The organism is Methylobacterium sp. CM6247, assembly GCF_054817925.1.
Genome location: NZ_JBTXKX010000003.1, coordinates 861,762 through 880,461 on the forward strand (window position 1 = coordinate 861,762; position 18,700 = coordinate 880,461).

General features: G+C 63.1%; 17 protein-coding genes. 4 read left to right on the forward strand and 13 right to left on the reverse strand.

Annotation, left to right across the window (positions count from 1 at the left end):
- Positions 1-217: 217 nt before the first annotated feature.
- Both ACYQOP_RS04895 and ACYQOP_RS04900 read right to left on the reverse strand, forming a co-directional pair.
- The gene (locus ACYQOP_RS04895; protein WP_461221449.1) at positions 218-3,412 is read right to left on the reverse strand and encodes an efflux RND transporter permease subunit; all 3,195 of its coding nucleotides are present in this window, start codon (positions 3,410-3,412) and stop codon (positions 218-220) included.
- A gap of 90 nt (positions 3,413-3,502) precedes the next feature.
- The gene (locus ACYQOP_RS04900; RefSeq protein WP_461221451.1) at positions 3,503-4,762 is read right to left on the reverse strand and encodes an efflux RND transporter periplasmic adaptor subunit; all 1,260 of its coding nucleotides are present in this window, start codon (positions 4,760-4,762) and stop codon (positions 3,503-3,505) included.
- 88 nt (positions 4,763-4,850) lie between these two features.
- Here ACYQOP_RS04900 and ACYQOP_RS04905 point away from each other — a divergent pair, with 88 nt between their 5' ends.
- Together ACYQOP_RS04905 and ACYQOP_RS04910 are read left to right on the forward strand one after the other, a co-directional pair.
- On the forward strand, positions 4,851-5,450 hold the full coding sequence (locus tag ACYQOP_RS04905; protein WP_207410929.1) for a TetR/AcrR family transcriptional regulator: 600 nt from the start codon (positions 4,851-4,853) through the stop codon (positions 5,448-5,450).
- Positions 5,451-5,918: 468 nt separating this feature from the next.
- A complete protein-coding gene (locus ACYQOP_RS04910) occupies positions 5,919-6,206 on the forward strand; it encodes a hypothetical protein (protein WP_207410928.1) in 288 nt (95 codons plus the stop codon).
- Between the two features lie 283 nt (positions 6,207-6,489).
- Here the strand turns inward: ACYQOP_RS04910 and ACYQOP_RS04915 are convergent, their stop codons facing one another.
- The 5 genes from ACYQOP_RS04915 to ACYQOP_RS04935 form a co-directional block, all read right to left on the reverse strand.
- The gene (locus ACYQOP_RS04915) at positions 6,490-6,849 is read right to left on the reverse strand and encodes a hypothetical protein (RefSeq protein WP_461221453.1); all 360 of its coding nucleotides are present in this window, start codon (positions 6,847-6,849) and stop codon (positions 6,490-6,492) included.
- Positions 6,850-7,316: 467 nt separating this feature from the next.
- A complete protein-coding gene (locus tag ACYQOP_RS04920) occupies positions 7,317-8,303 on the reverse strand; it encodes an alpha/beta fold hydrolase (RefSeq protein ID WP_461221455.1) in 987 nt (328 codons plus the stop codon).
- 393 nt (positions 8,304-8,696) lie between these two features.
- Positions 8,697-9,770, reverse strand: coding sequence for an alpha/beta hydrolase family protein (locus ACYQOP_RS04925; protein ID WP_461221457.1), 1,074 nt, complete (start codon positions 9,768-9,770; stop codon positions 8,697-8,699).
- Between the two features lie 223 nt (positions 9,771-9,993).
- Positions 9,994-11,085 (reverse strand): adenylate/guanylate cyclase domain-containing protein, encoded by a 1,092-nt coding sequence (locus tag ACYQOP_RS04930; protein ID WP_419953430.1) that lies wholly within the window; start codon positions 11,083-11,085, stop codon positions 9,994-9,996.
- Positions 11,086-11,284: 199 nt separating this feature from the next.
- Entirely contained in the window at positions 11,285-12,199 is a 915-nt protein-coding gene (locus tag ACYQOP_RS04935) for an SDR family oxidoreductase (RefSeq protein ID WP_461221459.1), read from the reverse strand.
- A gap of 72 nt (positions 12,200-12,271) precedes the next feature.
- Here ACYQOP_RS04935 and ACYQOP_RS04940 point away from each other — a divergent pair, with 72 nt between their 5' ends.
- Entirely contained in the window at positions 12,272-12,913 is a 642-nt protein-coding gene (locus tag ACYQOP_RS04940) for a TetR/AcrR family transcriptional regulator (RefSeq protein WP_419953428.1), read from the forward strand.
- A 215-nt stretch (positions 12,914-13,128) separates the two neighbouring features.
- On the opposite strand, the gene ACYQOP_RS04945 is transcribed toward ACYQOP_RS04940, so the two are convergent.
- A complete protein-coding gene (locus ACYQOP_RS04945) occupies positions 13,129-13,449 on the reverse strand; it encodes an HWE histidine kinase domain-containing protein (RefSeq protein ID WP_419953427.1) in 321 nt (106 codons plus the stop codon).
- A 152-nt stretch (positions 13,450-13,601) separates the two neighbouring features.
- Between ACYQOP_RS04945 and ACYQOP_RS04950 the strand changes: the two genes are divergently transcribed.
- Positions 13,602-13,739: a hypothetical protein gene (locus ACYQOP_RS04950; protein ID WP_156467779.1), complete on the forward strand. Its 138-nt coding sequence runs from the start codon at positions 13,602-13,604 to the stop codon at positions 13,737-13,739.
- 353 nt (positions 13,740-14,092) lie between these two features.
- Here the strand turns inward: ACYQOP_RS04950 and ACYQOP_RS04955 are convergent, their stop codons facing one another.
- The 5 genes from ACYQOP_RS04955 to ACYQOP_RS04975 all read right to left on the reverse strand — a co-directional run bounded on the left by ACYQOP_RS04955 (position 14,093) and on the right by ACYQOP_RS04975 (position 18,591).
- Complete coding sequence (locus tag ACYQOP_RS04955; RefSeq protein WP_461221461.1) at positions 14,093-14,725, reverse strand: SGNH/GDSL hydrolase family protein; 633 nt, start codon at positions 14,723-14,725, stop codon at positions 14,093-14,095.
- A 140-nt stretch (positions 14,726-14,865) separates the two neighbouring features.
- Positions 14,866-15,477, reverse strand: coding sequence for a cysteine hydrolase family protein (locus ACYQOP_RS04960; RefSeq protein WP_056428355.1), 612 nt, complete (start codon positions 15,475-15,477; stop codon positions 14,866-14,868).
- A gap of 1,103 nt (positions 15,478-16,580) precedes the next feature.
- Positions 16,581-17,282: a response regulator transcription factor CtrA gene (gene ctrA / locus ACYQOP_RS04965; RefSeq protein ID WP_056428356.1), complete on the reverse strand. Its 702-nt coding sequence runs from the start codon at positions 17,280-17,282 to the stop codon at positions 16,581-16,583.
- 81 nt (positions 17,283-17,363) lie between these two features.
- Positions 17,364-17,492 (reverse strand): hypothetical protein, encoded by a 129-nt coding sequence (locus ACYQOP_RS04970; RefSeq protein WP_280136556.1) that lies wholly within the window; start codon positions 17,490-17,492, stop codon positions 17,364-17,366.
- Positions 17,493-17,760: 268 nt separating this feature from the next.
- Complete coding sequence (locus ACYQOP_RS04975) at positions 17,761-18,591, reverse strand: outer membrane protein (protein ID WP_461221463.1); 831 nt, start codon at positions 18,589-18,591, stop codon at positions 17,761-17,763.
- Positions 18,592-18,700: the final 109 nt, after the last annotated feature.

Sequence of the window (18,700 nt, forward strand, 5' to 3'; positions counted from 1 at the left end):
AGCCATTTGGGCGTATGTCTGATTGGGCGAACCGCATTCCAAAAGCGGACCGGCAGAAATCCACCCTTCTTGGTCATAGAGCGGACCACCGGGACCCGACCCAATGTCGCAGTAAATTTCGGATCCAACCTCTTCCGAAAGCAGTCGTTGGGTGACGTTTTCGAGGTGCAGCAGATCCATGCCGGCTCAGGCAGACCAGCCCGTCGGTACGGAACCATTATGCGGCCTCTGTGATCCGCTCCTGATGAACAACCGGGGCGCTGCCGCCATGCTGCTTGAGCGGCCGGTTGCCACTGAGGCGACGCAGGAGGACGTAGAAGACCGGCGTCAGGAAGAGGCCGAAGGCGGTGACGCCAATCATACCGGAGAACACCGCAACGCCCATGGCGCTGCGCATTTCCGAGCCGGCACCGGTGGCTGTCACCAGGGGCAGCACGCCCATGATGAAGGCCATCGAAGTCATCAGAATCGGCCGCAGCCGAAGGCGGCTCGCCTCGATGGCGGCTTGAAGCGGCGTGCGGCCGGCGAATTCAAGTTCACGGGCGAATTCCACGATCAGGATCGCGTTCTTGGCCGAGAGGCCGACGAGGACGATGAGGCCGATCTGGGTGAAGACGTTGTTGTCGCCCGCTGAAAGCCAGACCCCAAACATCGCCGCGAGCAGGCCCATCGGCACGATCAGCAGAATGGCGAGCGGCAGGGCCAGGCTCTCGTACTGGGCGGCAAGCACGAGGAAGACGAGGAGCAGCGCCAGCGGGAATACCCACATCCCGGAATTGCCGGCGATGAACTCCTGGTAGGTCAGGTCCGTCCACTCGAAGGCGAAGCCGCGCGGCAGGGTCTCGGCCGCGATGCGGGCGGCGGCCGCCTGGGCCTGGCCCGAGGAGTAGCCCGGTGCCGCACCGGCGTTGATGTCGGCCGAGAGGAAGCCGTTGTAGCGCATCGCGCGTTCCGGCCCGGCCGTCTGCCGGACGCGAAGCAGTGCGGCGAGCGGCACCATCTCGCCGGAGCCCGCCCGCACCTTCAGCGCCCCGATGTCGTCCGAGCGGGCGCGGAAGGGCGCGTCGGCCTGAACCCGGACCGAGTAGGTGCGGCCGAACCGGTTGAAGTCGTTGACGTAGAGCGAGCCAAGATAGATCTGCAGCGTGTCGAACACGTCCGTTACAGGGATGCGCAGCTGTCGAGCCTTCGTCCGGTCGATGTCGGCGAAGAGCTGCGGCACATTCATCTGGAAGCTCGAGAAGAGGCCCGCGAGCTCCGGGGCCTGGGCGGCCTTGGCCAGGAAGGCCTTGGTCGCGTCGTTGAGCGCCTCGTAGCCGAGGCCGGCCCGGTCCTCGATCTGCATCTTGAACCCGCCGATGGTGCCGAGGCCGTTCACAGGCGGCGGCGGAAACATCGCGATGAAGGCCTCGGGGATTGCCGCGAACTTCTTGTTGAGCGACTGGGCGATGGCACCGCCGTTCAGGGCCGGCGAGCGGCGCTCCTCGAATGGCTTCAGGGTGGAGAACACAATCCCTGAGTTCGAACTGTTGGTGAAGCCGTTGATGGAGAGGCCTGGGAAGGCGACAGCGCTTTCGACGCCGGTCTCCTTCAGGGCAATCTCGCTCATACGGCGGATCACGTCCTCGGTCCGGTCGAGGGTCGCGCCGTCCGGCAGCTGCGCGAAGCCGACGAGGTACTGCTTGTCCTGGCCCGGCACGAAGCCGCCGGGGATCTGGCGGAACAGCACCACGGTCAGACCGACGAGGACGAGGTAGAGCACCATCATTGTCGCCTTGCGGGAGACGACGAAACCAACGCCTCGCCCGTACCCGTCCGAGGCTCGGCCGAAGACGCGGTTGAAGCGCCGGAAAAACCAGCCGAGCATCCCGTCGAGGATGCGGGTCAGGCGGTCCTTGGGGGCGTGGTGGTCTTTCAGCAGCAGCGCCGAGAGTGCCGGCGACAGGGTCAGCGAATTGACGGCCGAGATGACGGTCGAGATAGCGATGGTAAGGGCGAACTGCTTGTAGAACTGGCCCGTCAGGCCGCTGATGAAGGCGAGCGGTACGAATACCGCCACGAGCACGAGGGCGATGGCGATGATGGGTCCGGAGACCTCGCGCATGGCCTGGTAGCTGGCGTCTCGTGGCGACAGGCCACTGTCGATGTTCCGCTCGACGTTCTCGACGACCACGATGGCGTCGTCGACCACGATGCCGATGGCGAGCACGAGGCCGAACAGGCTGAGCGCATTGATGGAGAAGCCGAAGACGTGCATCACCGCGAAGGTGCCGACGATGGAGACCGGCACGGCGAGAAGCGGGATGATCGAAGCGCGCCAGGTCTGCAGGAACAGGATCACCACGAGGACGACGAGGGCGATGGCTTCCAGCAGAGTGTGGATCACGGCCTCGATGGAGGCGCGCACGAACTGCGTCGGATCATAGACGATCTCGTAGTCGACGCCCTCGGGCATGTTCTGCTTGATCTCCGCCATGGTCCGGCGGACCTCGTCGGAGATCTGAATCGCGTTCGAGCCGGGCGACTGGGAGATCGGCAGGGCGACGGCGGACTTGTTGTCGAGAAGCGAGCGCAGGGCGTAGTCGGAAGCTCCGAGTTCGATCCGGGCGACGTCGCGCAGGCGGGTGATCTCACCGCTCTCCCCGGTCTTTACGACGATGTCGCCGAACTGCTCCTCAGTGGTAAGCCGCCCGTCGGCGTTGAGGGAAAGCTGGAGGTCGAGTCCCGGGATTGCCGGCGAGGCGCCAATGACACCGGCCGCCGCCTCCACGTTCTGCGCCTGGATCTCGCGCACGACGTCGCCGGCCGACAGCCCGTGCTCGGCAACCTTCTGCGGGTCGAGCCAGATGCGCATCGAATAGTCGCCAGAGCCGAAAAGCTGCACCTGCCCGACGCCGTCGAGGCGGGCGAGCCGATCCTTGATGTTCAGCACCGCGTAGTTGCGCAGGTAGGTCATGTCGTAGCGCCCGTTGGGCGAGACGAGGTGCACCACCATGGTCAGGTCCGGCGAGGACTTCACCGTGACGATGCCGAGCTGGCGCACGATGGCCGGCAGGCGCGGCTCGGCCTGCGAGACGCGGTTCTGTACGAGCTGCTGGGCCTTGTCGGGGTCAGTGCCGAGACGGAACGTGACGGTGAGCGTCATGATGCCGTCGGTCGTGGCCTGGCTCGACATGTAAAGCATGCCCTCGACGCCGTTGATCTGCTCCTCGATCGGCGTCGCCACCGTCTCGACGATGACCTTGGGGTTAGCGCCTGGGAAGGTCGCGCGCACGACGACCGAGGGTGGCACCACGTCCGGATACTCGGAGATCGGCATCGCGAAGAGCGAGATCAGGCCCAGGATGAACATGAGCACCGAGAGCACGCCTGCGAAGATCGGCCGGTCGATGAAGAATTTCGAGAGGTTCATGCCGCCCTCCTGGGCGCACGGGGAGAGAGAGCGGTCGCATGGCGGCCGCCGGGTAGAAGCCCGATCGGGAAGAGCGGCCTGCGCCGCCCGTCAGTTCTGCGCGACTCGGCGCGGAGCCGTTGCGGAGTCCTGCGGCCGCGCGCCCATGGCGACCGGCTCGGGCCGGAGGAGCATGCCGGGCCGGAGCCGCTGAAGGCCGTTGACGACGATGCGCTCGCCGCCTGACAGGCCGGAGTTCACGACGCGCAGTCCGTCAACGGACCGGCCGAGGGTGACGGCACGGAACTCTGCGCGGTCGTCGGCCCCCACAACGAGCACGAACTTCTTGTCCTGATCCGTGCCGACCGCCCGCTCGTCCACGAGCAGCAGTGTTTCGGGTGCGGCCTGGCCGAGGCGCATGCGAGCGAACTGACCCGGGATGAGATGTCCGTCGCTGTTGCCGAAGCTTGCGCGGACCCGGATGGTGCCGCTTCGCGCATCGACCTTGTTGTCGATGAACTGGAGGTGCCCACGCGCCCGCGCCCCGTCGGCGGTGAGCATCTCGACCGGGATGCGGTCGAGGCTGCCGCGCTTGCCCGAGGGGTCAGCCAGTGAGGCCAGGGCCTTGAGGACGACGGTCTCGTCCGCGTCGAAGCTGGCATAGACGGGATCGACGGAGACGAGGGTGGTCAGCACAGCAGCGCCCGCGCCAGTGGCGACGAGGTTCCCCGGCGTGATCTCACGGCGTCCAACGCGTCCGCCGACTGCGGCCCTCACCCCCGTGTAGCTGAGGTTGAGCCGGGCGGCCTCCAGCGTCGCCTTGGCAGCGTCGAGGCTCGCCTTGGCTTCCTTGAACGCGTTGGCGCGGACATCGAGATCGCGGGCCGTGACGATGCGCTGGTCGGAAAGCCGCTGTCCACGCTCGAAGTCGCTTGCGGTCAGGGCGAGACGCGCCTCGGCGCCGGCGGCCTGTGCCTCCAGGCGATGGACTTCGGTGGCGTAGGGTGCGGGGTCGATGGTCACCAGCAGGTCGCCGGGCCTGACGAGTTCGCCCTCGGTGAAGTGCGTCGCCTGGATCGCTCCGCCAACACGTGCCCGGACGTCGACCCGGTCAACCGCTTCGAGTCGGCCGGAGAACTCGTCCCACAGCACGACCGGGCGAGGCGCGACGGTGGCGACGGGCACCGGCGTCGCGGGCTCGGCCGGCGCCGGTGCGGCGACCGCCTCCGTTCCGTGCGCCGTCAGGCTGGGGAGGGTTTGAACGAAGGCGCCCGCCAGCAGAGCGAAGGCAACACCGGCCGCAAGGCTGCGCCGAAAACCGGAACGGGTAGGGGAAGCGTGAGGCGAAGGGTTCACGGCCGACTCCGACATCTGTAGAGTTCGCTACACATGTCGGCATGGACGGCGGGCGTCAAGAGACTTATCTACCACTCGTTATAAAAGTTGGAGTCAGCTGACAATGGTGATGGGGCGACCCAGGTCCTTCGATAGGGACAAAGCCCTCGACGAGGCGATGGAGGTGTTCTGGCGTCACGGCTACGACGGCGCCAGCCTCGCCATGCTGACGAAGGCGATGGGCATCAAGGCGCCGAGCCTCTACGCAGCCTTCGGCAGCAAAGAGGGCCTCCTCAAGGCCGCCCTCGATCGCTACGCGCTGCGGCGGTCGGAGCACATGCGCTACGTGCTCGCCGGCGCCACGGCGCGCGACGTGGCCGAGCGCTTCCTGAGCAGCATTGCCGAGAGCCATACCGACCCGGCCAATCCGCCCGGCTGCCTTCTCGTCCAGGGCGGACTCGCCTGCGGCGCCGGCTCGGAGAACATCCCGTTCGAGCTGGCCTCGCGCCGGGCCGAGTCGGAGACGGAACTCCTCGGGCGTTTCATTCAGGCAAAGGCCGACGGCGATCTGCCGGAGGACGCGGATCCTGCGGCACTGGCGCGATTCCTGTCGACGGTGGCCTCTGGCATGGGCGTCATCGCGTCGTCGGGGGCCAATCGCGAGGCTCTGCGAGAGGTGGCGCGCGTCTCGCTCGGGGCTTTCGCTAGGAGCGGTAGGGACTGAACGCTCGGTCGAACAGGTCTGAAGGCCGCAGATTCCGGCACTTTCCTTTCTGAAAGCTGCATGCCCGCAAACTACCCGCTCCGGCAGTAGAGAAGACCAGCAAGTCCCGACCCTACTCAGACCGACCTTGCAATACAGAGCATTGGCCGGAAGTGATTCGACGGGGTCGCACTGGCGGCCGCAAGCGTAGCCCTTAAGCGGACCGACGCGTGGGCTCTTGTCGACAAAGGATACTGACCCGATTTCAGCCTTCAAGGCCGCATACTGCAACGCCTGGATTCGAGGAAAGGCGGAACTTCAATCATGCATCTCGAGTGCATCGCCAGTTTCAATATCAAAGGACGCGAATTCACTTGAGCCGCCTAAGGAAATGCCTGCCCGCATAAAGATGTTGATCCGCTGGGAGCCATATTTGGCATCTTGCAGTTACCTGGGAAGAAGCCTGTCATGGCGCGGAGGTAGAGCATCGTGAACAAGCTGGTGGCCAAGCGTGACGAGATCCGCGTAGCAATTGCTGATCGAATGGGATTGGGATCGCTGCAGACATTGAGCTCTGCGCAGACGGCGGATGTCGACCGGGAGGCGGACCAAGAGATCGCCAAATGTCGTGCAGCCATCAAACGTGAGAACACTTACCTTGAGGCGACCGACCTCGCTCCCTTTCAGCGTTTACTGGTCGATTACTGCAGGTTGGAGCGGGAGGAAAACGGTCCGGAGGATGGCGATGCTACGGAAGGATTTGGCGCTCGTCATTGAGGTGGTCCGCCGAGGCGTTTCTTGTCGTGCCACAGTGTTCGAGCATGCCGCCACCCCATATATTCGCCCGAGGCGCTCACTATAATGATTATATCCTGGAAATAAGCATCTCATTCAAACGTGCTCGCTAGCTGTTCTTTCTTCACAGGGTGCTTCGCGTCCGCTACGCTTCGCGCGCCCAGGCCGGTGATCGCTATAATGCGCCATAGGCGGTCGATCGGCCTGAGGAAAACGCCGTTCTCAGTGCTCGGAAGGCTGCAGAGTGTATGTTGGGGGTCGAACCCTACTCGTCTTGAGCCCAGGTGAAGCGGGCGTTGCCCAGACCTGTGCCGATGGTCAGGATGCCCCGGCGCTGAACATCACGCATGTAAGGCAATTCGCTCAGGCCCTGGACCACCGCATCGTTGTGCAAAACGATGACGGTTTCGGTGCCAGCAATGACCGGCAGGGCAGAGCGAACACGTTCCGGGAGGTGGAAACCGTCCACCTCCCAGTCACCGGGAAGGTTCTGCGTACCGCAGGCGATGGTGCCGTCCGAGCGGATCTCTCCGGGGCAACCGATCCCAATGAAAGGAGCGAACCGAACATCCGCCGCCATTGCTTTCTCGACCAACCGCCGGAGCATGTCGGTCAGGCGCTGCACGGTCCGGTCTCCTGGAATGCCTTGCTGCGCATTCTCACTCAAGGAGCGTGGCGAGGACGAGCGGCCGGTTGCAACCTTCCCTAAAAGGAAAGGCAAGAGAGACCGGAATGCGCGAAGGCTGAGAAGGCACCCGTCTAACCGTTGCCTTCGGCGCATTTAGGTGAGTTTCCCGCATAAGGCCGAGGCATACTTTTGCCGCCAGCGTTCGCGAATTTTTCCAGGGACTTTGGCCCAAATTGGCGGAAGCAAGACGAGGATCTCGTGAGCCAAAGGGCGCCACTCCAGCAGCATGGTGCAGCTCATTAAACGGGTCGTACGGCCCTGCGGAGATAGCAGGCCATCGGTCTAACCAGTGGGAAGGATTCGACTGCGTCTTCACAATCTTAACCTACCAAGTCGACCCCATTGGAATATCGCCCCGGCATCGATAGCCACCGCCTATTCCCTGCTGGAACGCGCTCTAACCGCTACCCATCGGTTTTGAGGCGCGGCGCCGCTTCGACCGCCTGGGCAACTGTCTCCACAGCTGACATCACTTCACCGGGAGCGGTATGATGCACCATATGACCGCAATCCTGCACGACATGCAGGCTGCTATTCTGTAGCACGCGATGCAGGCGCACGGCTTGAGTGGCAAGATCCACCATCTTGTCCCCAGCTCCGGCGACAATGGCCACCGGCATTGAGAGTTCGGCGTAGCGGTTTTGGACCGCCAGCGCGTCTGGGATCATCAATGCAGACTCGGCCGCGCTGGCCCGCAACTGCGAGGGACGGATTGCCATCTCGGAGGGGACGCCTTCGAACGTAGCGGCCACCGGTGCAGGGCTGAACAGCTTCCGGATCATTGACGGCCAGAGAAGACGAGCGACGGGAGGCGAAACGGTGTAGCGCAGGATGTCGCCGATGAGCGGCAAGGCGGGACCGGACATCAGTACGACGTCCGCACGGACTGAACCGTAGTAGTACCCGCTCTCTAGGATAAGGCCCCGGACCATGTCCGGGTGGTCGAGCGCGAGGGCGATGGCGACAGAGGCACCCCAGGAGTGGCCCAGCACGAGGGAGTGCGAGACCCCAATTTGCTGCAGCGCCGTGCGAAGTAGATCTGCCTGGGCGGAGGGTGTCCAGATGGTGCTGCGGGGTCGCTCGGTATAACCATAGCCCGGTCGATCAAAGGCGATGACGCGATAGCGCTTGGCTGCTGCCTGGACGAAGCCGCTCGACATAAAATCTTGGAGCATGCTGCCGTTGCCGTGCAGGAGCACCAGAGGTTCGCCGTCGCCCACCTCGGCATAGTGAACTTGAAGGCCATCAACGTCGATGATCCGGCCGGTCGGCGGGTTGTCCCGCTCCGCCTGTCGTGCTCTCGCACTCACCACAACGGCGGTAAGACCGAGAGTTGCGGCTCCCAACGCCATGAGAGCAGCGGGACGTGCGAAGTCGCGGCTCTGAGCCATGGCAGGTGTCCGATCAAAGTGGCCAGCAGCATCAGCAGGCGGGTTCGCCCGTAGCACGCTGCAATGGAACGAACGGTCCTGGTATGCCGTCGTTCCGCGCGACGTAGGCGGATCGCCAGATCAGCTGTATTGCCTTTTTCCACAACGGATCATTCGGGCTATTAAGCCGGGGCAGTAGTGGCGAGAGCAGGACGGGATAGCGGCCTCGCCGCGTCCCGGCATGGCGGCAGATCATCACGGTCGCGAGGGGCTGAGCGGACGTCTCGAAGTGGGTGCATGCAAGTACGTAGACGGCAACGCATATGAGTTCGAACCCATCAATGCCGTAGCGTCCGCCAGCCGTGGGATTAGGTCGCGCCGGCCGCTTCATTGAGCAATAATGTGGTCCGAACCTCAGGCGCGACGTCTACGGTCCGCTTGTCTCGTCGGGACCGGAAAAGGCACCGGTGCAGCGGCCAGGATCGGCTTCCAGGTCACGTTCCATTCCTCCATTGGAGCGGGATCGGAGCGATGAACGAGGTCGAGGAAGGCTATGCCGGCTTCCATCGTCGCACGCTTCACCAGAGGGTTCAGCGGCCCGCCGTTCCTAAGGGATCGATCGGTGAAGACGCTATGCGAACCGCCCTGGAACACGACGAGGGCCTTTCGTGCCGTAGGGATGGCGTTGAAGACGTCGATGCGGTCCTGCACCGGGGAGTAACGGCCGGGGATGCGGATCGTGTCCACGGTCGTGGTCACGTGGAGGGAGGGGACATCCGCAGAAGCGAGAACTGCCGCGAGGTCGGCTTCGCCGTAGAAGGGCGGGGCTGAGATCACGATACTCGCCGTGAAGCGTGGGTCCCGGCCCCCGATGGGCTTCCCGTTGCGGATCACCTGAGCGCCGGTCAGGATCAGGGTCGTGTTCGCCCCGTATGAGTGACCGGCCGCGACAACGCGTTTCCTGTCGATGGCGGTTTGGAAGGGATTGTCACGATGGAGCAGGCGGTCGAGGCCGAAGCTCACGTCCCGCGTCCGCTCTATGGCTTCCTGCTCGTCCGCTGCCCCATCGAGACGGTCGAGGAGCAGTATCGGGTTGCCCTCCCAAAGCGTCTGGTCGCTGCCGACGTGCTGGATGTGCAGGCTCGCGATCCCGCGCGCCGACCACCCCTCGCCGAGGTAGCTGTAGCCTTTTCGCGAACCGCCGAGCCCATGGGAGAAGACGATGAGCGGGACCGGTCCCTTCCGGGTCGCGGAGGCTGGCCAGTAGAGCCGCGCCGGCACCGCGCGGTCGCGTGTCGGATCGACCCATTCGAAGTCGATGACCCGGGCTTCCTCGGATGCCGGCAGCGCCTGGGCCGACAGGGACGAGAGCCAGGCTGCGGCACCCGACGCCAGGGCCATCGTGCCGAAGCGGCGGCGGCTGAGGCTACGATTCGTCGGTGCCGGGAAGGCGTCCGTGCGTTGCGGGACATCGGCGGTGATGGGCATGAACGTCTCACGGTGTTTGACGGCAGGTTGATCGGGCGGGAGCCTTGTGGCCTTCGTCGGAAGCATTCGGGGTCGGGATGGACATCTAGAGCTGCGTCCGACCACGTTGGGTCGGGACACATCTCTAAGCCTCTGTTTTGCCGCGCTCTTTTTCGCCGAACCGGCATCCACTTCGGCGGAGAGCGCTCTAGCCGTCATCCAGCGGCGCTTACGGTACACCCGTTCAAGACAAGCGATGGGACGCCGCAACCCCGCGCCCATGATGGGGTTGACCGACGACCTCGCCAACGACCGAGAATTTCCGCCGTTCGGTAAGCGCGTGGACGACCATCTCCCCGCTACGCCCCCTCAGAACATGCTGCCCCAAGGCCTCCGCCTCGATGCCGTCTGGAAGCACGGGAATCCTGCAGAGCACGGCTTCCGAGACGAGCACGGACCGGCTTGTCTCCCGGCACAGACCTTCCAGTCGGGCGGTTGCGTTCATGACGTCGCCGAAGTAGGCGATCTTGTGCCGGTCGATCCCTATCTCGGCCGTGACGACACTGCCGCCATGGAGCGCCGCGCGGAGTTCCGGGACGAGTCCGAATCTCCTAGTCCATCGGTCGCGGTCATCGCGGAGCATTCGTTGGATCGCGAAGATGCATTCGATGCACCTGGCCCGCTCGATGCCGCGCATCAGTGGCCAGGAGATGATCACCTGATCGCCAATGTAGTCGTCGATCTGACCGCGATGTCGGCGAACCGGTTCGGCAATCGTCTCGAACACGTCCTTCAGCAGTTCCTGTGCCGCGAAGTCCCCGTGCTTCTCCGCATAGGCGGTCGAGCCGACAAGATCGAGGAACAGGAAGATGCGCTCCTCGCTGCGCGGGCGATGATAGCGACCGAGGATCAGGTTGGTGAATGTGCTGCGGCCGATGAGGTCGCGCATGCGCAACACGCCGATCAGGAGCGCCGACACAGCCATCGCGTAGATGACAGCCTGGGGCCGAGGTATCACGACCTCCGCCAAGCTCTTGTCCGTCAGGCCTAGGGCTCGGACCACGATGCCCATCACGCCCATTCCTATGATGATCACGAGGAGCAAGCTCATCTCCGCCGCGGCGAAGTAGGCCAGAGAGGGCAGGCGCCGGAGGCAGGTCGTGTAACGCGGGAACAGGGCACCGCGCTCGTAGGCGATGGCGAGGACGCCGATGCACGTCCCATACGTAACGCCGAGTACGGCCGGCCCCTCGTGGAACAGGATGCCGTACAGGGCACCGAACGCGGCACTGGCGGCAGCGATGACGATCCAGAACGTGAGCGAGCCGTTCGACATCGTTTCCATCCAAGTGGGAGCTGCTCTGGAATGGCCGAGGAAGGCCACGGGCATGGGATCTTGGGAATTAGGCCGGTCGAGGCGACTTACTGGGCCCGACGGAGGGTCACCGTTTGGCCGGGCAGTGTGACGCCCAGGTATCCGTCGGCTCCTTCGCTTCGCTACGTATGATCGGGAAGGTCCGTCCGACGACCGGGATCTATTGGAACACCGCGCCGGACAGACGTTCGGACTCGGCCCATAACCGAGCCGCAACGGCCTCGTCCCGAGCGTGGACCGGAATGGCGGCGGGCCCCGGCGCGCCGCGGGTCTCACCCAGTCGCGTCGGACCGTAGTACCCCCCGCTCAAAGCAAATGGCGAGGACGCGGCATACAGGGTCGGCAATGCCCCCTGCGATGCCGGCTGGAACAGGAACCACATGTAGGTCCGCATGATGCCGGCGAAGCTCCAGCGACCTGAGCCGTTCGGCAACAGGTCTGTCCGCGAGATCCCGGGATGCGCCGCAAGGCTGGTGACCCCCCAGCCGTTCGCTTCGCTGCGGCGCTGAAGTTCGAGCGCGAACATCAGGCAGGCGAGCTTGGACTGAGCGTAGGCCGCCATCGGGCGATAGGCGCGCTCCGTCTGCAGGTCGTCGAAGTCGATGCGACCGCTACGGGCCGCCACGCTGGACAACGTGACCACGCGGGGTGTGCGCCCCCGGCGCAGCAACGGCAACAGATGGGCGGTGAGCGCGAAGTGTCCGAGGTAGTTCGTGGCGAACTGCAACTCGAAGCCGTCACCAGAGACCTTGCGCACCGGCGGATTCATCACTGCGGCATTGTTGATCAGTAAGTCGACGCCGTTGAGATCGCCCGCCATGCGCTGAGCGAAGGCAGCAATCGAAGCGAGGCTTGCCAGGTCGAGGATTTCGAAGCGAACCCTGGCGTCAGGCGACTTCTGCCGTATCAACTTGATGGCTTGTCCGCCCTTGTCCGAGTTGCGCCCAGCGATGATAACCTCGCTCCCGCCCCGCGTGAGTGCGAGCGCATTCTCGAAGCCGAGGCCACCTGTCCCCGTCACGATGGCAACCCGTCCCGACTGGGAAGGAAGGTCTTTCAACGTCCAGCCAGACATCCAGGTCTTTCCCGCCCCACACGCTAAATCGCACTCGGTGCAAAGATATATTCGCACTGAGTGCAGTTTTGTATGTGCGAAATCGCATGCGAAAACGCCGGAATGGAAATCGTGTCATCAAAGCCGAGTGGCCTGCGCGCGCGTAAGCGTCAGGAGACGCTGGAGAGGATCGCGGAGACAGGCCTTAAGCTGTTCAGCCGGAACGGCTACGAGGCGACGACGCTGGATGCCATCGCCGAGGCGGCCGGCATCTCGCGTCGGACTTTCTTCTACTACTTTAAGTCGAAGGAGGAGATCCTGCTGGATTGGCAGATGCGGGGGTTCAGCGCATCCCTGCACAAGGCGATCCTGGCCCAGCCTTCCGACAAGGTGCCGGTGGATGCGGTCCGCGATGCGATGCTGACGCTATCCGCAGGCTTCCGGACCCAGGAGTTCATCAGCATCGACCGCGTCCTGCGGTCCAGCGAAACCCTCAGGGTGCGTAAGCAGGCAACCTACGGCCTGCATGAGCAGGCCCTGTATGCGACGCTTGTCGAGCGGTGGCCGAGTCCCGATCGCAGCACGCCCTTACGCCTCCTCGCGATGGCCTCGCTCGGCGCCATGCGCCTGGCCATTGAGGACTGGATCCAGGTGGGCGGAGATCAGCCGCTGGACTCCTTCCTGCACGCCGCGTTTGATGGGCTCGCAGCTGAGTTCTGCCAACCCCTGCGATAGCTTCGCACCAACGTGCCGAAGATTCGGGCTGCCGAGATCCGACAGCTCCGGTACGCCCTCTACGTGACCTCCGCCTCGTGGAAGCTGACAGTCGCAAATCCACCCAGCCCGGTCTTGGAGCGGACGGACGGGTCCCGACCCAACCTAGTCGAAGACGCAACTTCCAATGGTCGCCGGAAGCATACGTTCGCTAGGCGAGCTAACGAGAGAGTGTCTCACAATAATCCCGTCCAGGCGATAATGACCCGGCCATGCGGCTCAGCCAGAGCCCCATACTTCAGGGCATTGGTCGCCAGTTCATGGACGGCCAGCGTGAGGACTTCTGCGGCCTTTGGAGCCAATAGGAGTTCCGGTCCGGAGAGACGGTACTGGTCGTCGTGCTCCGCCTGGCCCCTGATCTCTTCTCGGACCAGGGTGGCCAGATCCACGCCGGCATTGGCTGTTCGGGTGAGCAGCGCCTGCGTCCGGGCGAGTGCACGAAAGCGGCCCTCCAGGCGGTTACGGTAATCCTCGACGCTGTCTGCCGTGTCGCCCATCAGAGCGACAGCCCAAGGATTTTAATCCGTCCACACAGCCCAGTTCGAGGCCGCCCGTTCCGAACACGAGCATCCGTGAATCACCTAGTATGTTCAAGAGATACTGAACCAAACTTCAAAAACGGGGTTCTTTTAGCGAAACAGGAGGTTCAATGGCTCCCATCGATAAAAAACCGTCACCGGTCAAAAGTAACCGCTTCGGCCTGATTGCGGCAGGTATCTTGTTCGCAGCGCTGGTGGCATACGCGATTTACTTCATCTCTATCCCATCGCCGCTGCCGCCGCAGTGAGGAGGACACCCAAGTTAGGTGACGCCTCATGTCATCTTTAGCCAAATTCAAATTGATCAGTCGCGCATGCACATAGGTAGTCTCCATCCGGTTAGGTGGTTGAGATTACCTGCCTTTGGCGTGGATTCGCCCGGCCGCACATGAGCCCAAAGACCCTCAGCCGGACTACGCGTAAACGCCGTCAGCCCGCCGAACTGCTTGGTAAGTTCCAATCAGCACCCACGTGTAATCGGAGCCGGGAAAGCCGTGGCCTTGATTATCGGAGAGGGGTAGTAGGATTTGGATCGGATGGTGCGGCATCACGGGTCCATGGGGTCGGGCGAAGCTCGCGATAGGGCTTTGTGCATCCGCCGCTATCTGGCGAAGGCCCTGGCACCTTGCATCTCAGGACGCGCATGAAGAAAGGCCGCGATAGCCTTGGCAATCTTCTGCCCGCCTTTGACCGACGGCTCGATGGGGTTGGCAAAGTCAGCGTCCTCGTTGCACAGAACGCGCAGGTCGACCAGCGACAGCCCACGCGTGAAGGCCTCGCGCGTGATTACGTCATTCAGCAGCGTGAGGGCTGTCGTGATCAGCCGTCGTCGTTGAGGGTCTGGATAGCGTGGGTCGTAGATCGTGCAGAGTGCCGTGGGGCGTGCCGCCGCCAGGACCGTGTCCAGCATGGCGCTGTACGCGGTCTGAAAGCGTTCTCTTACCTCAGCCAACAGGTAGAGAGCCTCAGCTACTGATCGGGTGGGATGCTCGATCACACCGGACGCTCTCAGCGCGTCGTTACCACCCACACTTACCACGAGGTGGGTCGCGCTGTCTGGAAGCCGGCTCAGCTGGCGCGGCACGTCCGTGATCACGTGACCATCGACGGCCAGCAATGTGGACTGTGAGCCCTCAGGCAGAACTGTTCGCAGTTGCTCTACCACATCTGGCGCTCCGCCCACGTAAGCAGAGTTATCAAAAACAGAGTCGCCGAGCAGTACAACGTGCAGCATGGATGTCTCACCTGATATGCACATCTAGGATGTGAGGGCAGAGGAAGTATCAGGCCTATTGCGGCCAAGTCTTGCTATGGCCGATAAGCAAGACCAGAGAACGCATCGCATGGTTTCCGAGCTATCACGAGCCCGCTTCCTTACACCCACCCCCGAAGCAGGGTATCAGTCGTGACGGTCTCGACCTGCTGGCCATATCGGCCATGGTAGAGGGTGAGCATCGCATCATGCGCCTCGTCCGAAGAGCTGCAGAGCCCGTCTGTGACGACGACAATGCGGTAGCCGCGATCGACAGCGCCTAACACGGCACTAAGCACGCACACGTCCGTCTCACCACCTGTAACCACGAGCGTGTCGATGCCCCGCCCGCGCAAACGTTCGTGCAGGTCTGTGCCCAACCATGGCGAGTAGACGTGCTTGTCGATCATCTCGGCAGGCGGCACGAAACGGCTAAGCTCTGGGACAAGGTTGACCCTGTCTACTCCGAGGTGCGCAATCGTCATAGAAGTCCAGCGCTCGTAGTAGCGCTTCCACGTTCCTTCCCCATTGCCCGGCATTTGAGCTGGCACGAAACGAGTGAACAGGGTCTCTTTGGGATGAGCCTCGACGATCTGCACCACCTTCGGCAGAACGCGAGGCATCCAGGGCGTGCACCAATCGGTTTGCTCAGCGAACATACGCTGCATGTCGACACACAGATGCGCGCAGCTACGGCCGAGTGGTCCGAAACGAAGCTCGTCGGTTCCTACCATATTGCGCCCGTCAGAAGTTGTTTCTCTCTGTGGGCTATGCAAACGGGAAGGGCTGGAGGAGAGTTCCGCAGCAAGCATCGGTCAAGCTACTGTCGCACAGCAGCACGGACGCATGTACTAGCAAGTGGCTAAAGATCTCCTCGCAACACGCGATAGCAGTTCAGGTTGTTTTCGGTCAGCAGGCCTCGCTGAGGGGCACACGAAGGGCGTCTACTGGCTGAGAAAGGTCATAGGCGCATTGTTAGCGTCCTACCCTTCTCATGGTGCAGCCAATGCGTTGCGCCAGGCAGCAACTCGATTCTGTCTTGCATGCATAGGTTAAGGCTCTCGGCCGCGGGCTTAGAGCTAGATGCGAATTGCCCCATATCCAGGGTAGGTGAGCGGATCGGCCTCAACTCCGGCACCCGTTCGATCCGTCGGCATTGTCCCGCATCGGCGCCCTGATCCTCTCGGCGTCAATGCCGCCCCGCCGATCGTAGGTTGCGTCGAGGAGCAATGCTGCTACCGACTAGTTAAAGCCTCAGGTGGCAGGATCGCCTGTTAAATTACTCCATGCCCGTTTTTGGCGAAGGCGCGGTTGGGCCTCATCGTGCGAAGCGCGCCGCCACCCGCGCGTCGGTAACGCAGCCCCGAGGCGGGCAAGCGCCTCCATGAGGAGTTCGATCGTGGATCAAGCATGTTTGCGAGCCACCACTCCGCTCCTTCCGCCCAGCGAGCGGGTCTTCTCCTCGTGGCCGGCAAAGCGCTCCTGCAGATCCTTTCCTCGATGGCGCGGACGTTTCCGTCGATGATGACGAACTGCCGAACGGCCCCGTAGACTTTCACAGCAAACATTCGGTGTATCGAGTGCGCCAGCTTCGACCGGGCCGGTGACACCGAGGCCGATGCCAACGGAAGCTCGGGCAACTCACTCGTTCAGTGCTGCGAGTTTCCTACAGGCGATCATGGGCGGTGGATCTGCAACCATGGGCGAAACACTGGCCGCGCAGGCCCAACCGGAGGCGGCACAGTTCCCGGACCTGCTCGGCCCCATCGGCGGCCAGACGCAGCCGTTTGACGCGCAACGGTTTTGAAGCCTGTTCACAAAACGCGGATGAGAGACCTTAACCGGCCAAAGCCTGCATCTCGGCTACGCCATCGTGGAGCACGTAGCCGCGTCCCCAGACGGTCTCGATGTAGTTCTTGCCGGACGAAGCGTTCGCGAGCTTCTTGCGCAGCTTGCAGATGAAGACGTCGATGATCTTCAACTCGGGCTCATCCATGCCGCCATAGAGGTGGTTGAGGAACATCTCCTTCGTAAGGGTCGTGCCCTTGCGCAAAGCGAGGAGTTCAAGGATCTGGTACTCCTTGCCGGTGAGGTTCACCCGGTTGCCGGCAATGGCCACCATCTTCTCGTCGAGGTTCACCGTCAGGTCACCGGTGGTGATGACCGATTGGGCATGGCCCTTCGAGCGGCGGACGATCGCGTGGATGCGGGCGACGAGTTCGTCCTTATGGAACGGCTTTGTGAGGTAATCGTCGGCTCCGAAGCCAAGGCCCTTCACCTTGTCCTCGATGCTGGCCATGCCAGAGAGGATCAGGATCGGTGTCTTGACCTTCGCCACGCGCAGATTGCGGAGCACCTCGTAGCCCGACATGTCGGGAAGGGTGAGGTCGAGCAGGATGATGTCGTAGTCGTAGAGCTTGCCGAGGTCGATACCTTCCTCGCCGAGATCCGTCGTGTAGGTGTTGAAGCTCTCCGACTTGAGCATCAGTTCGATGCTCGCGGCGATCGAAGCGTCGTCCTCAATCAGCAGCACGCGCATGGAAAGATCCTCAAAAGATTGAGACTTCCTAACCGGACGTTGGCAACAAACCGTTAAGGTGCGGGAGAAAGACTCGCTTCTCTATGCAGGCACGGCTCGGCTGCGCACCAGGCCACGCACGGCTCGGAACGGAAGCGTCACAACCGTGAGGCAGGCGCCCAGCGCCAGGACCACGATGACCGACAGGATCGCCGTCAGGATTTTGATCATAGGCTTGCTCACTCCGGCGTGCAGCGGCATACGCCCTGCACCACAGCCACGATCCTCCTAAAGTTCGGCGAGAGTGTGTGCGAGCCAACCCAAGCCATCGCGATGCGCGCATCGGCCCTACTGGCCAGCCACATCCACTCATCGGCATGACCAGGATTGATGCCCATACGAAAAACGCCCCAGGAGAAGCTCCTAGGGCGTCTGTTGGCCGAGCGGCCGGCTGGATCGGGCTGGGGATGCTCAGTCAGAGGATATAAGGCGAAGTGCCTTAGTAAGATCCGAACTTGTAGTTCAGGCCAGCGCGGACGACGGCGAACTCGCTCTCACGAGCGGTGACCGAACGGCTGAGCGTAAGAACGTTGGTGGCCGGGTTGAACACCGAGCGATTGCCGGCCCGACCTTCGTTCTCGAGGTTCACGTACAGGCCTTCGACCTTCAGCGTCACTGCGGACGACCTGAAGAAGTTGAAGAACGAGTCGGTAGGCATCGCGTACTCGAAACCACCACCAGCGGTGTAGCCGGTGCGGAAGTCGTCGCCACCCGTGCCACCGTCGCCATAGGCAAAGCCGCCGGTGCCGTAGAACAAGACGCGATCGAACGCGTAGCCGAGGCGACCGCGGACGGTGCCGAAGAAGTTCATCTCGTTGCCCGGGACGCGGACACCGACGGGGCTGTTGAGAGCGCCGGCGACAGGGCTGATGGTGCCGGTCACGGTGCGGCTCTTGTTGCCGAAGTCGGTGTACTGGGCGTCCGCCTCAACACCGACGACCACGCCCGAACCCGGGGTGAACTGGTAGTTGTAGCCGACCTGACCACCGCCGACGAAGCCTTCGAGATCGTTGCCGCCGTTGGTGGAGACGACCACCGGGGTGCGGGTGAAGGAGTTTAGCACCGAACCACCCGGCAGGGCGTAGCGGTCGCTGTTGCTGCCGGCGTCGAAGCCGTAACCGGCGTTGATACCGAAGTAGGCACCCGTCCAGGTGAACACCGGCACCGGCACGAAGATCGGGGGAGCGGCGCGACGGGGAAGGTCGGCGGCCGAAGCAGCGCCAGCCAGGAGAGCGGTGGCCGCAGTGGCGAGGAGAAGCTTCTTGAACATGGAAGTCGTTGGCCCGTGCGATGAATTTGAACGACACAGAGCCTCGAATGCGTCAGCAGCGATAGTGCGATCTTGCAACACTGGGGATTTACAGCGTATCAGCCGAGTG